The organism is Arthrobacter sp. CG_A4 (assembly GCF_035985125.1).
Classification (GTDB): Bacteria; Actinomycetota; Actinomycetes; order Actinomycetales; family Micrococcaceae; genus Arthrobacter.
In genome coordinates this window covers 1-17446 of the sequence record NZ_JAXCID010000059.1, presented here as the reverse complement: position 1 = coordinate 17446, position 17446 = coordinate 1, and the positions used below count along the sequence as shown (strand labels likewise).

Genomic DNA, 17446 nt, shown 5'->3' with positions numbered 1-17446 from the left:
TCCCAGAGACCCTGCCGAATCCCGGGAACCGGCCCGGCGATTTAAACCCAAAATCGAGAACCCGCCGCTACCCGACTAATGACCCACGCACCTAGGGGATGGCGGCGGCTGGCCCCGCCGGTGCGGACTCAGCCGGTTCCGCGCGGCGCGAACATAATAACGGCGACGCCGAACAGGCAGAGCACCGAGCCCGCGATGTCCCAGCGGTCCGGCCGGAAGCCGTCAAAGATCATGCCCCAGGCGAGCGAGCCGGCCACGAAGACGCCGCCGTAGGCTGCGAGAATCCGGCCGAAGTGTGCGTCCGGCTGGAGGGTCGCGACGAAGCCGTAGGCTCCCAGGGCGAGGACCCCCAGTCCTGCCCACCACCAGTCCTTGCCTTCGCGGACAGACTGCCAGACCAGCCACGCTCCGCCGATTTCGGCAGCGGCGGCCAGCACGAACAACAACACCGTTCTTGCGATAGTCACGGACCCATCATTGCAGGGCAGTTCCTACTCAACAGGCGAGCGCGCCCGACGCAGGCGCAGGATGCGGTAGAGGGTGCCGGCCGCGAACATCCCCACTCCGGCGATCACCGTTTCCACGGGCAGTGTGGCCACCAAAGCGATGCAGGCCACGGCGCCGGCTACCTGCAGGACCCTGGGATAGCGGCGGTGCTCCCCGGTCTGGGTGTAAGCGGCAGCGTTCGCAATGAAGTAGTAAACGAGCACACCGAAGGACGAGAAACCGATGGCTTCCCGCAGGTCCGCCACGCTGATTATCAGGCAAATAATTGCCGCCGAGACCAGCTCCGCACGGTGCGGGACTTTGAAACGGGGATGGACGGCGGCCAGCCACCGCGGCAGCTCCGCCTCCCTCGCCATTGCCAGGCTGGTGCGGCCCAGGCCGGCGATCAGGGCCAACAGCGCACCGAGTGCTGCCAGCGCGGCGCCGGCCCTGACGATCGGGGAGGCCCAGTCCCAGGACCCGGCGGACACCGCGGCAGCCAGCGGGGTGGAGGACCCGGCGATGCCATCCGGACCCAGCACGGAGAGAATGCTCACCGCGATGACGGCATAGACGACGACGGCAATGCCCAGTGCAACCACGATGGCACGCGGGATCGTCGTGCGTGGATTGATGACCTCTTCGCCCATAGTGGCGATGCGGGCGTAGCCGGCGAAGGCGAAGAAGAGCAGCCCGGCGGACTGCAGGATCCCGTACCAGCCGTGTGAGAGAAGGCCGCCGTCGACCAGCCGCAGGGTGTCGGCAGTACCGGGGGCCCACGAGGCGGCGACGACGATGGCCAGCGCGGCCAGGACAGCGACGACAATGACCCGGGTCAGGGCCGCGGTGCGGGTCACGCCGCAGTAGTTGACGGCGGCCAGCAGCACCACGGCGGCGATGGCGACCGGCCGTTCCCAGCCGGCCGGCGCCGCGTAGGCGGCAAAGGTCAGGGCCATGGCCGCGCTGCTTGCCGTCTTGCCGATGACGAAGCCCCACCCGGCCAGGAAGCCCGGCCACGGGCCCAGCCGTTCCCGCCCGTAGACGAAGCTGCCGCCCGACGTCGGGTATTGCGCCGCGAGCTGGGCCGACGCGGTGGCGTTGCAATATGCCACCGCGGCGGCAATCACGAGGCCAATCAGCAGTCCGGACCCGGCGGCCTGGGCCGCCGGGGTGAAAGCGGCGAAGACTCCCGCGCCGATCATCGACCCGAGGCCGATAACGACCGCATCAAACGTGGTCAACCGGCGGGCCAGACCAGGGTGGTTGCTCAACGCGCGAAAACCTCTCGGAAAGATAAAACCCCTATGCCACACCGGGGGCTCCGGCTCCCTACTCTAGCGAGCGCAGCGGCCGCTCGCTTGTCCCGGATGTCCTCGCCGGCCCTCGACCAGGCCCGGCCGCGGCCCCGCTTCGCCCGCAATGGCCGCCGGCCTGCTGTTCCCGGTACCGAACAGATAGCGTTCTACCCGCTCCCGGGGCCCCGCGGCTGATAGTTCTTGACTGACGGCGCTACTCGGCGGACGGCCGCCGTCGTTGCAGCTTCGTCGCTGCCCGCTGTTCCTTTGCGGCGAGGCGTCGACGATTCGAACCCCGGGTGGGCTTGGTCGCCCGGCGGCGGGCGGCGTCGGGAGCAAGACCCTCTGCCACAAGGTCGGCGAGCTTGGCCAGGGCGATCTCGCGATTGCGGAGCTGAGAGCGCCGCTCGGAGGCGGTCACAGTGATCACCCCGGCGATGAGCCGTCGTCCCAGACGCGTGAGCAGCATCAGCCGTTGGCCCTCCGAAAGCACCGCCGAGCCGGCGATGTTCCATGAGAGTTCGACGCGGCTGTCGGAGGTGTTCACGTGTTGACCGCCAGGCCCGGACGAACGCGAGAACCGCCAGCCGAGTTCGGACGCAGGAATCACCAGCGCGGGCGACACCTCCAGATCCATGCAACCAGCCTTGCACGGATCTGGGCGTGATCAAGCACCCATCCCCGAGCGGGACTGACTCGCCGGGCACGCAGCTAGGCTGTGCACGTGATGGGAGCGCATCCCCAGGAGTTGAAGGCCTCCTGATCCGCAGACGTTCCTGCCTGGTGATTCCGGAATCGGTGAGGTCCCGGGAGCCGGCGCCGGGCCTCGGCCCTGGCCTGGAAGTCCGCTCCATCCATATCGATCTCCGGCGTCGATTCGACATCGATGGCCAGATGCGTCGAGTCGAGATCCCGTCCCCGGAATTTTTCAAGCTAGACCGGAACCTTGGTCCCGTCCGCCAGTTCAAGGTGGAACTCGTAGCCGCCGAAGTTCGTTGTCACCTGGCGCAGCGAGACGAACCCCGGACGGCCGTCGGTGGTCAGCGCGGCATGCTCTGCCTTCTTCACTTCGCGGACCCTCACTGTGTGCTTCATGGTTCTCCCAAGCTAGCTATTGTTGTACCTGCCGGACAGAGTCTCCGGTAGGCCGCCCGCCATCCGGGTAGTCTCCTACCGGGGCCATCCAATCCCTTCACAGCCCCAGGAGTAGGGTTGCCCTATCTGACGAAGGGGTCCATATGAGCTACAAATATCGAACCGTCCGGGTTCGCGGCACCGATCTGATCGGGACCATTGCGCGAAAACACGGAAGTGCGCCCGAGATCTACGAAACCTCGAAGGATCCGAACACTTCCGTTGTACCGGTGTTCTTCGACGCAACGGGCGAGGTCCGATTTTTCGACAGGTCAACGCTCGAAGACGTTGTGACGCCGGGCAGCTAGCTGCGAAGACCCCGCGCCGGTCGCACCGGAGCGAACCGGCTTGCGGCGGCACCTTGTTACCGCCCAGAGACACGGAACAGGAGGAGCCGGCCGAACTGGACCGCGGTTTCCCAGCGGCACGGCCCGTTCCAGATGATGAAGTTCCGGTAGCGGTGAGCCCCACGGCGGCCGGCCGCCGCGGTTGCCGCGTCGCTGATTGTTTGCAGGTCCAGGGCTGTCAGTGGAAGGGGAGCCTCGTCGGGGTGCCAGGTCGAGCCGCGCGGAAAGTCCCGGCCCGGCTGTGCCGACATTTCTATATGGGCGCCAAGAACCGCCGTCACCGGATGCGCCGCAGCGATTTCGCAGAGGGTCCGAAGCGACGCCTGAAAGGCCGGGAAGTCCAGCACATCGAGGCGGCCGGGATAGACGCTGTCTCCCGTCAGAAGCAGGCCGGTGGACTGATCGTAGATGGCGATGGCCGAGGGATGGTGGCCCGGTGTCGGGATCACCTCAAGCACCCGTCCGCCGAGGTCAAACAGCGCCGCATTGCGTGGCCAGTGGGCAACGCCGAAGAACCCGGCAACGTCGTCAGCGGTGTGACCGACTACCCGGGTGAGGGCCCTGTCCGCGAACTGCCCGTCCGCGGCGACGTGGTCACCGTGTGCGTGCGAGTGGGCGACGACGAGTTCGTAGCCCGCTTTGGGATGCTGGCGGAGCCACCCGTCGAGCAGTTCGTCGACGGTCTCCCGGAGCGGGAAAATCCCCGCGTCCGCCGTCGCGCCGGTGTCAAGAAGCAGGGCGCGGTCCGCGCCGAACATCAGGTAGAGGAAGGGCGCTTCGAAACTGTCCGCGATGCTCTGCCGGAGAATGATGGTGTTCTCCGTGGCAGCATGGACCTGGATCGGTGGCACAGTGTTGCCCCGGTAGGAGCGCGCGCCTGCGTACCAGCGCACATCGAGATCAACTTCATTCACAGGGGTATTCTCCCATTGACGTACGGGCCGCCCGTCGTTGGTCTCAGCCGGGCAGCTCCGGAACGCCGGGTGCGAACTCTTCTCCGGGGTGGCCGTAGCGCGGCTCCCGGTCACCCCCAATGGTGATCGGCAGCCGGGCCTGCGCCCGGTGGCCCTGAATCCTCTGTCAACGCCTTCTATGCCGCACTCTGCTCACACCGGCATGGCGGGGGGCTCACGGGGGCGGCGTGTGCCGTGCCGGCGCCGTCACGGCGCTGCCGTCCGGCCGGCGGGCTCCGGAGCCGGGGCTGTCCGGTCGGAGATGTGGGACGTTGCAGCGCATTCCCGCATGGTCTCGATACCTTCCACAGCGGCGGCAATGTCTGCATACGTGCCGGAGAAGGCCAGCAGAGCCCCGGCTCCGTCGAGGAGCCGAATCAGGACCCCGCCGTCGGCGCGGACCAATTCGAAGGTCCCCGGCGGGGAGCTGCGCCCGCTATCGAGAGTTGGGGCCGACGGGACCGGATGGTCAGGACGCTGGAACCCGGCCGGTCCGGATAGTTTCACAGTTCCGCTGCGGGACAAAAAGGAGGCGGTTGGTTCGGCATGGTGGCTCCACGATGGTCTTCCATGGCCGCTTCCTGACCTTCCGATGACTATACGGCACGCCCATGCGCTCCCGCTTTGTGTCTGATGCCCGTAACGAAACGGGCAAAGCAAGGAACGGGGGGAGAGCTCCGGGCCGGGCTTTGAAGGCACAATGGACGGGTGACTTCTCCGCCCGTCCCCCCGGATCCCGCCGCCGCCCACGGACGCTTCGATGTGGCCGCCATCGGCACCGGTCTGGCCATCGCGGAATCGCTGGGGGAACTCGCCGCCGCGCTGCGGGCGGGAGGGCCCGCGGCGACGGCCGTGGTGCAGGCACCTCCGGGCACGGGCAAGACCACGCTGGTGCCGCCGCTGCTCGCCAACTTCGTGTCCGGGTCCGCCGCACGGGGCAACGGCTCCCGCGTCGTGGTGACCCAGCCGCGGCGGGTTGCCGCACGCTCGGCCGCCCGGCGCCTGGCCGCGCTGGACGGAAGCCCGCTCGGGGACCGCGTCGGCTACACGGTCCGCGGGGAACGTCATACGGGCCCGGGCACCCTTATTGAGTTCGTCACCCCGGGGATCCTGCTGCGCCGCCTGCTCGCGGACCCCGGCCTGGGGGCAACCGAGGCAGTGATCATCGACGAGGTCCACGAGCGCGGGCTGGAGACCGACCTGCTGCTGGGCATGCTCGGGGAGGTCCGCCAGCTGCGCGGTGACCTCACGCTCGTCGCCATGTCCGCCACCCTGAACGCGCCCCGCTTCGCCGCTCTGATAGGGGACCACGACGGCGGCGGGCCGGCGCCCGTCGTCGACTGCCCGTCCGCGCTGTATCCCCTGGACATCGAATGGGCGCCCGCTGCCGTGCCGCGGCTCGATGAGCGGGGAGTGACCCGCGCCTTCCTTGACCATGTGGCGGATACTGCCGCGGCCGCCCATACAGAAGCGCTCGCCGGCAGCGGGGATATCGATGCCCTGGTCTTCGTGCCGGGGGCGTGGGAGGTGTCCTACGTGGCCGCCCGCCTGCGCGGCAGGGTCGGCGCGGACGTGCTGGAGCTGCACGGTCAGATCGGCCCGGCGGAGCAGGACCGCGCCGTCGCCGGGCGGGCACCCGGCGGGAACGCCCGGATCATCGTGTCCACCGCGCTCGCCGAATCTTCCCTGACGGTTCCGGGCGTCCGGCTGGTGGTCGACTCCGGGCTGTCCCGCGAGCCGCGGCGCGACGCCAGCCGCGGCATGTCCGGCCTCGTGAACGTGTCCTGTTCCCGCGCCTCCGCCGAACAACGCGCCGGCCGGGCCGCCCGCCAGGGACCCGGGCGGGCGGTCCGCTGCTACGACCAGCGGACCTTTGGTGCCGCGCCCGCGCACCGCACGCCAGAGATTGCGGTCGCAGACCTGACCGCTGCCGCCCTGATCCTGGCCTGCTGGGGATCACCCGGCGGCCGTGGCCTGGCTCTCCCGGACGCACCGCCCCGGGCGGCCATGGAGGAAGCTCTTGAAGTGCTGCGTGAACTCGGCGCGGTGGAACCGGACGGCCACGCAACGGACCTGGGCAAGACCCTGGCCCGGATTCCCGCCGATCCGCGGCTCGCCCGGGCCCTGCTGGACGGCGCCGCCGCCGTGGGCAACCGCACCGCGGCGGAGGCCGTCGCCCTGGTCGCCGGGGACCAGCGTGCCCCCGGTGCCGACCTCGCGCGTCTTTTGTCCTCACTGCGGACCGGCAAGGATCCGGCATCCCGGCGCTGGACGGAAGACGTCCGGCGGATGGAGACGATAGCGCGTCGGGAGAGCTCCGGCGTGGCACCGGTTCCGGCGGCGGCGCCGGTTGCCGCAGCGGAGGCGGTCGGTTTCGTCGTCGCGCTGGCATTCCCGGACCGGGTGGCGCGCCTGGTCCCGGGCGACGGCCCGCCGCGGTACCTGCTCTCTTCCGGGACGCGTGCGGGACTGGCGGCCGGAAGCTCCCTGTCCGGGCACCAGTGGCTGGCCGTCGCCGAAGTCTCACGGGCCCAGGGCCGCGACGCGGCAGGGACCGGCGCCGTCATCCGTTCCGCGGCGCCGCTGACCCCGGACACGGCGGAGGCCGCCGCCCGCCACCTGCTGAGCACCACGGTGGAGGCCCGGTTCAGCCTAGGCCGGGTGACGGCGCGGCGGGAACGCCGGCTGGGCGCAATCATGTTGTCCTCGACACCGGTGCGGCACTCCGCGGCGGAAGGACGCGCGGCGGTGGCACGCGCACTGGCCAGGGAAGGGCTGGGAACAGTCGGATGGTCGACGGCGGCGGATGCGTTGCGCCGCCGGCTCGCCCTGCTCTACCGGGAACTCGGCGACCCCTGGCCGGACGTTTCCGAGCCGGCGTTGCTGGCACGGTTGGACGAATGGCTGGCGCCCGAACTTGAGGCGCTGGCCGGCGGGGCCGCCACCAGCGGAATCGAGCTGACCGATCCGCTGCGGCGGCTGCTGCCGTGGCCCGACGCGGCCAGGCTGGGGGAGCTGGCACCGGTGCGGCTCGAAGTGCCGAGCGGTTCGTGGGTCCGGATCGACTATCCGGACGTAGGGGACGACGCCGGCCGTCCCGTCGTCGCGGTTAAATTGCAGGAGTGCTTCGGCTGGGACCGGACGCCGCGGCTTGTGGGCGGACGAGTTGCGGTGCTGTTCCATCTGCTCTCGCCGGCCAGACGGCCTTTGGCCGTGACAGACGATCTGGCCTCCTTCTGGTCCGGGCCCTACGCACAGGTCCGCGCCGAGATGCGGGGACGCTATCCACGGCATCCCTGGCCGGAGGACCCGTGGACGGCACCGGCGACGGCCAGGACCAAAAGCAGTAGCTGATGACAGGTTTACCCCTCGGGGACCTTACGGCGTGACGATGGAACTGTGTGCAACGTCATCTGAGCTGTTTTGGTTGACGCCGAAAATCCCCGAGGCCACACTGGTCTTGTGAGCGAACCGGACAAGGAAACCACAATCCGCAAGGTTGTCGAGCGGCTGGCCGTCCGTTTCCCGGACGCGCCGCGGACGCAGATCGCCGGCATCGTCGGGGATGAATACGAATCGTTGGACACCGGCCGGATCAGGATCTACGTACCGACCCTGATTGAACACGCAGCCCGGACCAGGCTCCGCCGCGAATACGACAGCCATCCGCTGGAGCACTAGGTGCGTTGCGCCTGATCCTTCGTCCGGCCCGGATTTTTTTGACTGCGGCTCTTGCCCGGCCCCTACCGCGGAATCAGAAAACTCCCCGGGCGTAACAGTTGTCTACTTCCAGTGGAGGCGGCCCGGCGGAGAGTTGCGCCATATTCGGAAAAACCGGACCCGGGCCTCATCTCCGCGTGACTGTTCCAGCGCGTGCAGCCGCCCGTAGCTGAATGCGTTGCCTCCGGCAGCCTGCGCCTGGGCCGCTAGCTCGAGCAGCAGCTCCCGCGTGACGGCGCTGTCATTGTGCTCGCCCAAAATCTCTTGGATGTCCTCCGCGGCCCTGGCCAGGACTCTTGCCTGTTTCCCGAAAATCGGAACCGCCGCTTCTGCCGCATAGCGCAGACGCTTAGCGCTCTTTCGGACGTCATGAAGGGCGACGTCCGCGGGCGTCGCTGTGGAGTCGAGGTCGAGGGCAACTACCGTTTTCCGGAGGCGACTGCCTTCCTTGGTGACAAGACGGCCCACCATGCCACGGGCTTTCTTCCGGGCAGATTCTGACAGGGGCGGTTCGGTGAGGAAATCATCAAGCAAATCCAGGAGACGGAAGTAGCGGCCGCTGTCCAGCGCCGCGAGGCCCTCCTCATGGGCCGCGCGGGAGGCGGCACCGAGGTGTTCCTCGATCTGCTGTGCAACCGGGCCCAGCAACAGCTCCGGCGGTTCGGTCCTGATCAGCTCCAGCAGCCGGGCCCGCATGACCTCTGAGTCCCGTGCCGCCCCCACGGCGCCGGCGAGCCATTGCAGTTCCGCCCGGAGCTGCCTGGCCGTTCCGGCATCGGTGAGGTTCCGGAATGTCGCCAGGGCCGACCGCATCCTGCGCGCGGCCACCCGGAGCTGATGTACGGCGTCCGGGGCGGCTTCCCGGACTCCCGCGTCCTGTGTTTTCAGGGCCTCGATCTGTTGACTCATGTAGGACACGAGTAGCGCCGAGGCGGGTCCGTTCCGGCGGGGACCGGGAACCGGGACACGGTCAGGTGGATACAGGGCGCCCAGCCCGCGGGCCAGTTTGGATGGCAACGCTGCCGGGCGGTGGCCCGTCGCCGCCAGGAGCTTGTCCGCGGCCTTGAGGAGCCGCTCGGGACCGTCGACGAGTTCGAGTTCCCATTCCCGCCAGTTGGCGCGCCCGCGCGGCTCCACCAGGACTTGCGAATCCACCCGGTCATCGCTGAACTCGGCGAGCGCGGTTCCGTCGGAGCCAAAAAGGCGCAGCACGGTGCGCCGGGTCTTCAGCCGTGCCACCGGCACAAGGTCCTGATCCCTGGTGTGGACGCGCACCAGCTGCTGTAGCCGCCGGGGTACCGACGCCGGATCGTTGCCCAACGCCTCACGGATTTCGCGACGCTTCCCGGCAGCGACGGGGAGCTTCAAATGCCATCCGGCGTCGTTGCCGCCGGTTCGCCGGCGCAGCGTGATCTGGCGGGACGCCAGTGCGAGTGCCGCGGTATCGAAGTAGACGGCGTCAAGCGCCTCTTCCTCGGCCGGTCCGATCCGTTCCACGCCCGGCAACGAGGCCAGGGGCGGCAATTCGTCGGATTCGCCGACGTCGTACTTTCGTTCCACTTCGAGCATTTCGGAACCAGCCATCCCTCAGGTTAGGCCAGGTGGCGCCGGAGCGCCCGAGTCTAAAGCCCCGTCAACTTCTAACGCCCCGTCAACTTCTAACGCCCTGTCAACGGGCGAAACACGGATGTGCCGCGCGGGGCTCCGTCAGTCCGTGCCGGCGTCGAGCATGTCATGGATCCGGCGGGCGATCTCCGCGGCGGGGGTAGAGCGGGTGAAGACGGCAACGACCAGATCGTCCCCGGCGGGTGCGGCAGCAGGGCCGCCTTGCGGCAGCACACCGAAAATCCGGCGCAGCTCCCGCAACTCGTGGTCCAAAGTCCGGGCGGAGCCCAGGGGTGAATCCAGCATCATCTCGCGCAATACGTAGTTGTGCGTGGCCGTGACCGCGGCGGCGAAACGGATGGCGCCAAGGGCCGAGGTGCCCGGGAATGCCTGCCGCAGATAGTCAGAGAAGAGCCGCTCGTAGCGGGAGACCATGATCGTTTCCCGGTCCCGGAGCGCGGGCACAGCCTGCACCACATGGTAGCGCTTCTGGGCCTGCAGCCGGCGTTCCGAGAATTTTCCGAAGACCAGCGTCGCGGCGAGGCAGACGGCTGCCCACGGGTCGGCATGGCTCCGGGCCAGGTACGCGGTCAGCTCCGCCAGCAGGGCTTCGTGGTCGGCGAAGATCACGTCTTCCTTGGCGCGGAACTGGCGGAAAAAAGTACTGCGCGAGATGCCTGCCGACTGGGCGATGTCGTCCACACTGGTCGCGTCGTAACCGGTGTCGGTGAACAAATCCAGGGCGGCTTCGGCCACCTCGGTGCGGAAATCAGCCATCGATGCCATCCCGGTAGATTAGCAGCGCACCATCCGGTCCGCCGCCGCCGCCGCCGCCGTCGCCGTCGCCGTCGTTGACCTTGATCCGGGCGGTACCCGCATCGAGGATGTCCTGCTGGCTCATCTGATGGCGTCCTTGCTGAGGTCCGTGGCGCTGAGGTCCAGGGCGCGCAGTTTCGATTTCAGGACCTTACCGGTGGAGTTGTGGGGGAGTTCATCGGGAAACAGGATCCTGTCCGGGACCTTGAACCCGGACAGCAGGCCCTTGACGTGCGAGCGGATCTCCTCGGCCGTCACCGAATTGGAGCTGCTGCGGATCACAAAAGCCACCGGGCGTTCGCCCCACTTCCCGTCGGGGACGCCGATCACGGCCACGTTCAGCACCGCAGGGTGGCTGATGATGGCCTGCTCCACCTCGATGGTGGAGATGTTCTCCCCGCCGGAAATGATGATGTCCTTGGCCCGGTCCTTGAGCTGGACGTAGCCGTCGGGATGCATCACGCCGAGGTCGCCGGTGTGGAACCAGCCGCCCCGGAAGGCGTCGGCCGTGGCTTCGGGATCCTTGAAGTAGCCGAGCATAACGTTGTTGCCGCGCAGCACGATCTCGCCCAGGGTGGCGCCGTCGGCCGGCACATCGCGCATGTCCAGGTCCACGATGCGCGCCGTTTCGGCCTGCAGCATTCCCACACCCTGGCGGGAGATCCTGACGGCCCGGTCCTGGGCGGACAGATCGTCCCACTCGGCCTGGTACTCACAAATCGTGTAGGGCCCGTACACCTCGGTCAGCCCGTAGACGTGGACCACGCTGATCCCGATTGCCTCCAGGGAGGTGATGATCGACGGCGACGGCGGCGCTCCCGCCGTCGTGATCCGCAGCGGTGCCTTCAGCCGGTGGGCCTGGGGCGCCTCGGCGATGATGCTGCACACCGTGGGGGCGCCGCAGAGATTGGTCACGCCCAGCGTGTCGATGGCGTCCCAGATGCTGTCTGCCCGCACCGCCCGCAGGCAGATGTGGACGCCCGCCACCGCGGTCACGGCCCAGGTGGTGCACCAGCCGTTGCAGTGGAACATCGGGAGCGTCCAGAGGTAGCGGGTGTCGCCGGTGAAGTGGTTGTGGATGGTTTCACCGAGGGAGTTCAGATACGCGCCGCGGTGCGAATACAGCACACCCTTGGGTTTGCCGGTGGTCCCGGAGGTGTAGTTCAGCGCGATGGCGGTGCGTTCGTCCTGGACGCCCCACGGAAGATCGGCGTCCCCGCCCGCCGGTGCGGCGAGGAAGTCCGCATACTGCGTCGCGGCAAGTCCTGCCGGGACCGCCGGTGAGCCGACGGTGCTGTCCGGCACCTCGACGACGTCGAGCAGCTGGGTCTGGTCCAGGTCCAGCCCTGCCACGGTGCCCAGCAGTTCGGAATCGGCAAACAGGAGTTTGGCTTCGGAATGCGCCAGGATGTACTGCAGCTCCCGGGCGGTCATCCGCGAGTTCAGGGCCACCAAGACGCCGCCGGCCAGGGGAACAGCGAAGTGCGCGATCAGGAGCTCCGGCACATTGGGACACAGGAATGCCACCCGGTCGCCGGGCCTGATCTTGGCTTTGATCGCTTTGGCGAGACGCTGGGCTTCGGCCGCGAAGTCCCGGTAGGTGTAGGAGCGGTCACCGTGGATGATCGCCGTCTTGTGCCCGAACACCTCCGCGGAGCGCTGCAGGAACCGCAGCGGGCTCAGCGGGGTTTCGTTGGGAAGCTCAGTGGTGGTCATAACGAATCCTTAGGCGAAGGCGCTATGTCCGGTGACATCGCGGCCGATCAATAGGGTCTGAATGCTTTGCGTGCCTTCGTAGGTATGGATGGATTCGATGTCCAGAAGGTGTCTGATCACGTGGTTTTCCAGCAGGATGCCGTTGCCGCCCAGCATGTCGCGGGCAAGGGACGCCAGCTCGCGGGCCTTGCGGGTGTTGTGGTACTTCGCCATCGAGGCCTGGGTAGGGCGCATCTGCCCGGCGGCGTCGAGTCCCGCCAGATGGACGCAGTGCAGCTGCATGCTGGTCAGCTCGGAGAGCATGTAGGCCAGCCGGTCCTGGACCAGCTGGAATTTCGCCAGCGGCTTGCCGAACTGGGTGCGCTGCGTGGCGTAGCTCAAGGCGGCTTCGTAAACGGCGGTGGCGTGGCCGAGGGCGGACCAGGCCACCCCCAGGCGGGTGGCCACCAGGACCTCGGAGGCGTCCTTGAAGGTCCGCGTGCCGGGGAGAAGATTGGTCCGGGGGATGCGGACGTTGTTGAGCCTGATCTTTGCCTGGTGGATGGCACGGAGCGAGGCCTTGCCGGTGATGGTCTCGGCCTCGTAACCCTCACGGTCCTGTTCCACGAGGAAACCTCGGACGTTTCCGGCGTCGTCGCGCGCCCAGACCACCGTGATGTCCCCGCCGGCGCCGTTGCCGATCCATTTCTTCTCGCCGTTGAGGACGTAGTCCCCGCCGTCGGGCGTGGCAGTCGTTTCCAGCGCCACGGAATCTGAGCCGTGCTCCGGTTCCGTCAGGGCGAAGGCGCCGAGTTTTTCGCCCCGGGCCAGCGGACCCAGCCAGGCCGCCCGCTGGGCTTCGGAGCCAAACAGGGCAATCGAGCGCAGCGCCAGGCCGCCCTGGACCGCGATCACGGTGCCGAGTGAACCGTCCCCGCGGGAGACCTCCATGTTGATCAGGCCGGCGGCCAGCGGCGACATCGGCTCCAGGCCCGGCACTTCAATTCCGTCCGCCAGCAGGTTCAGCTCGCCCATGCGCTTGGCGAGGTGGGCCGGGAACTCGGCGCGTTCCCAGAAGTCGTTCATCTGCGGCAGCGCCTCGCCGATGAAGGCCCGGGCCCGGCTCCACGCCGCGCGCTCGGGGTCGGGGATGTTTGCGAAGACAGCGTAGTAGTCCGTATCCAGCGGTTCAGCGACGTCGTAGTCGGGCATGCGGAGCCATCCTTTGGGAGGGTCGTTCAGGGTCGTTCAGGGTCGTTCAGAGAAGTTCTGGGTGGTCCAGAGCTGTTCAGCGACGGGGCAGGTGGGCGCCGTGGGGCTCTCTGCGGCGGTGTCAGGAAGCATTCCACTGTTCTACGTGAAACGCAGTGTCAAGTCAAGAGAAACTGAGTTTCAGCTTACTGATGCCGTTCTCCACGGGAGGGCAGCCCGGGATGTCTTATTTCGACACCTTAATGAGCCGCGACGCCGTCGAATCCGTAATATTGGAGCCAATACAGGCGCCAGCTTGCCAAGTGCACTGAAAAGGACTAAGACGTTGCCACTCGAAACATTGCCCGTCCTCGACATCTCCCGATTGAATGCGGGCCCGGCAGAGGCATCCCTGTTTCGCGACGAACTGCGCAACGCCATGCATGAGGTCGGGTTCTTCTATCTGGCTGGCCACGGGGTGCCGCAGGAGCTGACGGACGCCATACTCGGGGTGTCCCGGCGCTTCTTCGAGCTGCCCGAAGACCAGAAGCTCGCCGTCGAAAACGTCCACAGCCCGCAGTTCCGCGGCTACACCCGGGTGGGCGGCGAACTTACGGACGGCGCTGTCGACTGGCGAGAACAGATCGACATCGGCGTCGAGCGCGAAACCGTGGAGCCGGGCTCCGGCGTCGCGGACTATTGGCGTCTCGAAGGGCCAAACCTGTGGCCGGAGGCCCTGCCCGACATGCGGCAGATCGTGTCCGAGTGGACCGAGCGCCTGAGCAGCATCTCACTCGCTCTCCTGCGCGCCCTGGCGGTCTCGCTCGGGGCGGCGGAGGACACCTTCGACGCTGCGTTCGCGGCACGGGCCTTCCCGCTGCTGAAGATCGTGCGGTATCCGGGGGAATCCAACCCGGAGCCCAAACAGGGCGTGGGCTCCCATCGCGACGGCGGCGTGCTGACGCTGCTGCTGGTGGAGCCCGGAAAGGGGGGACTCCAGGTCGATTACCAGGGCAAATGGATTGACGCACCGCCGGTGCCCGGGACCTTCGTGGTCAATATCGGCGAGATGCTGGAACTGGCCACGAACGGCTACCTCAAGGCAACCCTGCACCGCGTCATCTCGCCGCTGCGCGGCACTGACCGGATGTCCCTTCCGTTCTTCTACAATCCCGCGCTTGACGCAACGATGCCGCAGCTCGCGGTGAGCGCGGATTTCCAGGCCAGGGCCCGCGGCCTGTCGGTTGATCCGACGAACAGCCCGATTCTGGAAACCTACGGGGACAACGCCCTGCGCTACCGGCTCCGGGCCCACCCGAATGTCGCCGCTGCGCACCACGCGGACCTGCTGAAAGGCTGATCTGCCGACGGCGGGATCATCCGCAGCCCTTCGCGGTCCCGGAGTATCTCGCGGCGGCGTCATTGTTCCTGTGTTCGGGCTCGGCCAGATGGGGAAGGCCTGCTCCATCTCTGGTCCGGCAGGTCTGCCGGTGGGGCTGCATTACTACCTCCCGCCGCAGCAGGCGCCGGACGAACGGGCTATTCCCTTCACCACCGGCCCGGGGTAGCTTGTCCGCATGGCCAGGGAAGAAACCACGCTTGCCGTGAGCGGTCCGCACGGCACGCGGGAACAACGGATCTCAAGTCCAAGCAGGGTGCTCTGGCCGAAGCTGGGACTGACCAAGCTTGACCTCGCCCGCTACATCGTCGACGTCGGAGATGCCTTCCTGGCAGCGAACGGCGATCGGCCGGTCACCCTCCAGCGGTTCTCGGACAACATCGACGGCGAACAGTTCTATTCGAAGAATCCGCCCAAGGGAGCACCGGACCATGTGCGGTCCGTGGCCGTGGTCTATCCGAGCGGCCGCTCGCACCCCCAGCTGGTCATTGACGAGATCGCGGCCGCGGTCTGGGCGGTGCAGATGAACACCATCGTGTTCCACCCCTGGCCCTCACGGGCCGGCAACCCGGACAATCCGGACCAGCTGCGGATCGATCTTGACCCGCAGCCCGGCACCGGGTTCCAGGACGCGATCCCGGCGGCGCAGGAACTACGGTCGGTCCTCGCCGAGGCGGGGCTGACGTCCTTCATCAAAACGTCCGGCAACCGCGGGCTGCATGTCTTTGCCCCCATCGAGCCGAGCCGCGAGTTCCTCGACGTACGCCATGGCGTCATTGCGGCCGCCCGCGAACTGGAACGCCGGATGCCGGACAAGGTCACCACCGCGTGGTGGAAGGAGGAGCGCGGCACCCGGATCTTTGTTGACTTCAACCAGGCCAACCGTGACCGCACGATGGCCGGGGCCTACAGCCCGAGGGCCCTGGAGAACGCCACCGTCTCCTGCCCGATCGGCTGGGACGAACTGGAGAACTCGGACAGCCAGGACTTCACCATACTCACAGTCCCGCAGCGGCTCAGGACCACGGGTGACCCCTGGGCGCAGATGCACTCCACCGCCGGCACCCTCGATGTCCTGATGGGCTGGTGGGAGCGGGATCTCGCCGCCGGGCTGGGGGAGCTGCCTTTCCCGCCGGACTTCCCGAAGATGCCGGGGGAGCCGCCGCGGGTACAGCCCAGCCGGGCCCGGAGCAAGGACTAGGGGCCCGTTTTCCGGCTACACTCCGAGCAGCCGCTTGCCGTTGAACCAGCAGACGGCGCGCAGCCAGTCGTCGTCGAGCGCCGGCTCCAAGTCCCGCAGGCGATCCAGCGACTCCAGCTGATGGGCGTAGAGGTAGGGGATGTTGGGGAAGTCGCTGCCGAGCACGATCCGGTCCGGCAGTTCCGCAAGCCGCGGCAGCAGTTCGGGCGGGAAGGGCGCGGCGGCCTCGAAGAAGTCCGTGAACACCATGGTGGTGTCCAGGTGGAGGCGCGGATACGTCCCGGCCAGGGCAAGGAACTCGGCATACTCCGGAGCCCCCAGATGAGCGACGACGGCGGTCAGCCCGGGATGCCGGCGCATCACGCCCTCAAGCTTGTCGGGGCCGGTGAACCCTGGCCGCGGAACGGGCCCGCTGCCCACATGCACAACCACCGGCACGCCCGACTCGGCCAGCAGCCCCCAGACCGGATCGAGAACCGGCTCGCGCAGGTCGAAACCGCCCACCTGCGCGTGGATCTTGAACACCCGGGCGCCGCGCTCCAGCGCCGATTGAACCTGCTCCAGGACGCCGACCTCGGGGAAGAACGTCGCGCTGGGGACACAGTCCGGCTCGGTTGCCGCCAGCTTGAGGGCGAAGTCGGTGAGGTCCGCCGCCATGCCGGGCCGGTGCGCGTAGGTCAGCGCCGTGAAGTGACGGAGGCCCAGCCGGCGGAGCTGCGCCAGCCGGCTCGCTTCGTCCCAGCGGTAGGTGATCGGCCAGGGGCGGCCGACCAGCGGTCCGGCGTCGTCGAAGTGGGCCCAGACCCGCCGCAGCATCCGTTCGGGCAGGAAGTGGGTATGGATGTCGATCAGGCCGGGGAGCCCGAGCGCTTCCCACCAGCGGGGAACATCTTCATCGTGCAGCGGCCCCACCTGAGCCTCCCTCCACCTAGTCGAGCTATGCAGTCTACCGACACTGCCCACACACGGAGCGCCACCGCATGGTTTCCGCTGCGTTAAAAGTCCTGTGTCGCCGGGCCGAATCCGCAGCGAAAACCGCCATGACGCCGGACGTTCTTCGGCGTCTCCGCGAGAGGGGAGAGAGGGGAGAGAGGGGAGAGAGGGGAGAGAGGGGAGAGAGGGGAGAGAGGGGAGAGAGGGAAGAGAGGGAAGAGAGGGAAGAGAGGGGAGAGAGGGGCGAGAGAGGGGCGAGAGAGGGGAGGGCATCAGGGACACCAGTCACCCCAGGAGCGTGCTGATTGAGGCCGTTTTTAGCGGACATGACAATCACACCCGCAGGTCAGCGGCTCGCAGTTTCCGCCGTCAGCCAGTAATTGAGCAATTTCCTGGGCTCCGGCCCGGGAGCACCAGAACGGCGGCGGCACCGTGGCGGATCCCGGGACGGTCCGGCAGGAACTACGGGACGTCTGGCCCCTGTTGGGCCGCGGGGGCTGCGAATAGATTGGGGCCAGGAGACGCCACCGGAAGAGAGGCAATGATCATGACGGCAAGCACCGGTGTGGCATCACGGCTGGCCCAAGCGCTGGCCATTGTCCTGGGCACCAAGGAAATTCCGCTCCGGCTGCGGGCCTGGGACGGCTCGGAGGCCGGGCCGGCCGGTGCGC

18 protein-coding genes are annotated in these 17446 nt (G+C 67.9%); 6 read left to right on the top strand and 12 right to left on the bottom strand.

Going from position 1 to position 17446, the window contains the following annotated elements; translation table 11 throughout:
* Positions 1-128: 128 nt before the first annotated feature.
* The 4 genes from RCH07_RS17845 to RCH07_RS17830 form a co-directional block, all read right to left on the bottom strand.
* Entirely contained in the window at positions 129-467 is a 339-nt protein-coding gene (locus RCH07_RS17845) for a YnfA family protein (protein ID WP_326968832.1), read from the bottom strand.
* A gap of 24 nt (positions 468-491) precedes the next feature.
* Positions 492-1757 carry an APC family permease gene (locus tag RCH07_RS17840; RefSeq protein ID WP_326968831.1) on the bottom strand — a complete coding sequence of 422 codons (1266 nt, stop codon included), beginning with the start codon at positions 1755-1757 and terminating at the stop codon, positions 492-494.
* Between the two features lie 238 nt (positions 1758-1995).
* Positions 1996-2418, bottom strand: a complete 423-nt coding sequence (gene arfB / locus RCH07_RS17835) for an alternative ribosome rescue aminoacyl-tRNA hydrolase ArfB (protein ID WP_326968830.1) — start codon at positions 2416-2418, stop codon at positions 1996-1998.
* A 296-nt stretch (positions 2419-2714) separates the two neighbouring features.
* On the bottom strand, positions 2715-2876 hold the full coding sequence (locus RCH07_RS17830) for a hypothetical protein (RefSeq protein ID WP_326968829.1): 162 nt from the start codon (positions 2874-2876) through the stop codon (positions 2715-2717).
* Between the two features lie 143 nt (positions 2877-3019).
* Between RCH07_RS17830 and RCH07_RS17825 the strand changes: the two genes are divergently transcribed.
* Complete coding sequence (locus tag RCH07_RS17825; RefSeq protein WP_326968828.1) at positions 3020-3223, top strand: hypothetical protein; 204 nt, start codon at positions 3020-3022, stop codon at positions 3221-3223.
* 56 nt (positions 3224-3279) lie between these two features.
* Here the strand turns inward: RCH07_RS17825 and RCH07_RS17820 are convergent, their stop codons facing one another.
* Positions 3280-4176, bottom strand: coding sequence for an MBL fold metallo-hydrolase (locus RCH07_RS17820; protein ID WP_326968827.1), 897 nt, complete (start codon positions 4174-4176; stop codon positions 3280-3282).
* 246 nt (positions 4177-4422) lie between these two features.
* Positions 4423-4722 (bottom strand): YegP family protein, encoded by a 300-nt coding sequence (locus tag RCH07_RS17815; RefSeq protein WP_326968826.1) that lies wholly within the window; start codon positions 4720-4722, stop codon positions 4423-4425.
* 201 nt (positions 4723-4923) lie between these two features.
* Between RCH07_RS17815 and hrpB the strand changes: the two genes are divergently transcribed.
* Both hrpB and RCH07_RS17805 read left to right on the top strand, forming a co-directional pair.
* Positions 4924-7569 carry an ATP-dependent helicase HrpB gene (gene hrpB / locus RCH07_RS17810; RefSeq protein ID WP_326968825.1) on the top strand — a complete coding sequence of 882 codons (2646 nt, stop codon included), beginning with the start codon at positions 4924-4926 and terminating at the stop codon, positions 7567-7569.
* A gap of 108 nt (positions 7570-7677) precedes the next feature.
* Positions 7678-7896, top strand: a complete 219-nt coding sequence (locus tag RCH07_RS17805) for a three-helix bundle dimerization domain-containing protein (RefSeq protein WP_326968824.1) — start codon at positions 7678-7680, stop codon at positions 7894-7896.
* 102 nt (positions 7897-7998) lie between these two features.
* Here RCH07_RS17805 and RCH07_RS17800 read toward each other — a convergent pair whose 3' ends face one another.
* The 5 genes from RCH07_RS17800 to RCH07_RS17780 all read right to left on the bottom strand — a co-directional run bounded on the left by RCH07_RS17800 (position 7999) and on the right by RCH07_RS17780 (position 13263).
* On the bottom strand, positions 7999-9519 hold the full coding sequence (locus tag RCH07_RS17800; protein ID WP_326968823.1) for a CYTH and CHAD domain-containing protein: 1521 nt from the start codon (positions 9517-9519) through the stop codon (positions 7999-8001).
* Between the two features lie 123 nt (positions 9520-9642).
* Positions 9643-10326, bottom strand: coding sequence for a TetR/AcrR family transcriptional regulator (locus tag RCH07_RS17795; protein ID WP_326968822.1), 684 nt, complete (start codon positions 10324-10326; stop codon positions 9643-9645).
* A complete protein-coding gene (locus RCH07_RS17790) occupies positions 10310-10441 on the bottom strand; it encodes a hypothetical protein (RefSeq protein WP_326968821.1) in 132 nt (43 codons plus the stop codon). The genes RCH07_RS17795 and RCH07_RS17790 overlap by 17 nt, the downstream gene beginning before the upstream one ends.
* Positions 10438-12072 carry an AMP-binding protein gene (locus RCH07_RS17785; RefSeq protein WP_326968820.1) on the bottom strand — a complete coding sequence of 545 codons (1635 nt, stop codon included), beginning with the start codon at positions 12070-12072 and terminating at the stop codon, positions 10438-10440. Before RCH07_RS17785 ends, RCH07_RS17790 begins: the two co-directional genes overlap by 4 nt.
* 9 nt (positions 12073-12081) lie before the next feature.
* Positions 12082-13263, bottom strand: a complete 1182-nt coding sequence (locus RCH07_RS17780; RefSeq protein WP_326968819.1) for an acyl-CoA dehydrogenase family protein — start codon at positions 13261-13263, stop codon at positions 12082-12084.
* Positions 13264-13588: 325 nt separating this feature from the next.
* On the opposite strand from RCH07_RS17780, the gene RCH07_RS17775 reads away from it, so the two are divergent.
* Positions 13589-14602 (top strand): isopenicillin N synthase family dioxygenase, encoded by a 1014-nt coding sequence (locus RCH07_RS17775; protein ID WP_326968818.1) that lies wholly within the window; start codon positions 13589-13591, stop codon positions 14600-14602.
* Positions 14603-14819: 217 nt separating this feature from the next.
* Complete coding sequence (ligD, locus tag RCH07_RS17770) at positions 14820-15842, top strand: non-homologous end-joining DNA ligase (protein WP_326968817.1); 1023 nt, start codon at positions 14820-14822, stop codon at positions 15840-15842.
* 15 nt (positions 15843-15857) lie between these two features.
* On the opposite strand, the gene RCH07_RS17765 is transcribed toward ligD, so the two are convergent.
* Complete coding sequence (locus tag RCH07_RS17765) at positions 15858-16754, bottom strand: amidohydrolase family protein (protein ID WP_326968816.1); 897 nt, start codon at positions 16752-16754, stop codon at positions 15858-15860.
* Positions 16755-16882: 128 nt separating this feature from the next.
* On the opposite strand from RCH07_RS17765, the gene RCH07_RS17760 reads away from it, so the two are divergent.
* Entirely contained in the window at positions 16883-17080 is a 198-nt protein-coding gene (locus RCH07_RS17760; RefSeq protein ID WP_326968815.1) for a hypothetical protein, read from the top strand.
* Positions 17081-17446: the final 366 nt, after the last annotated feature.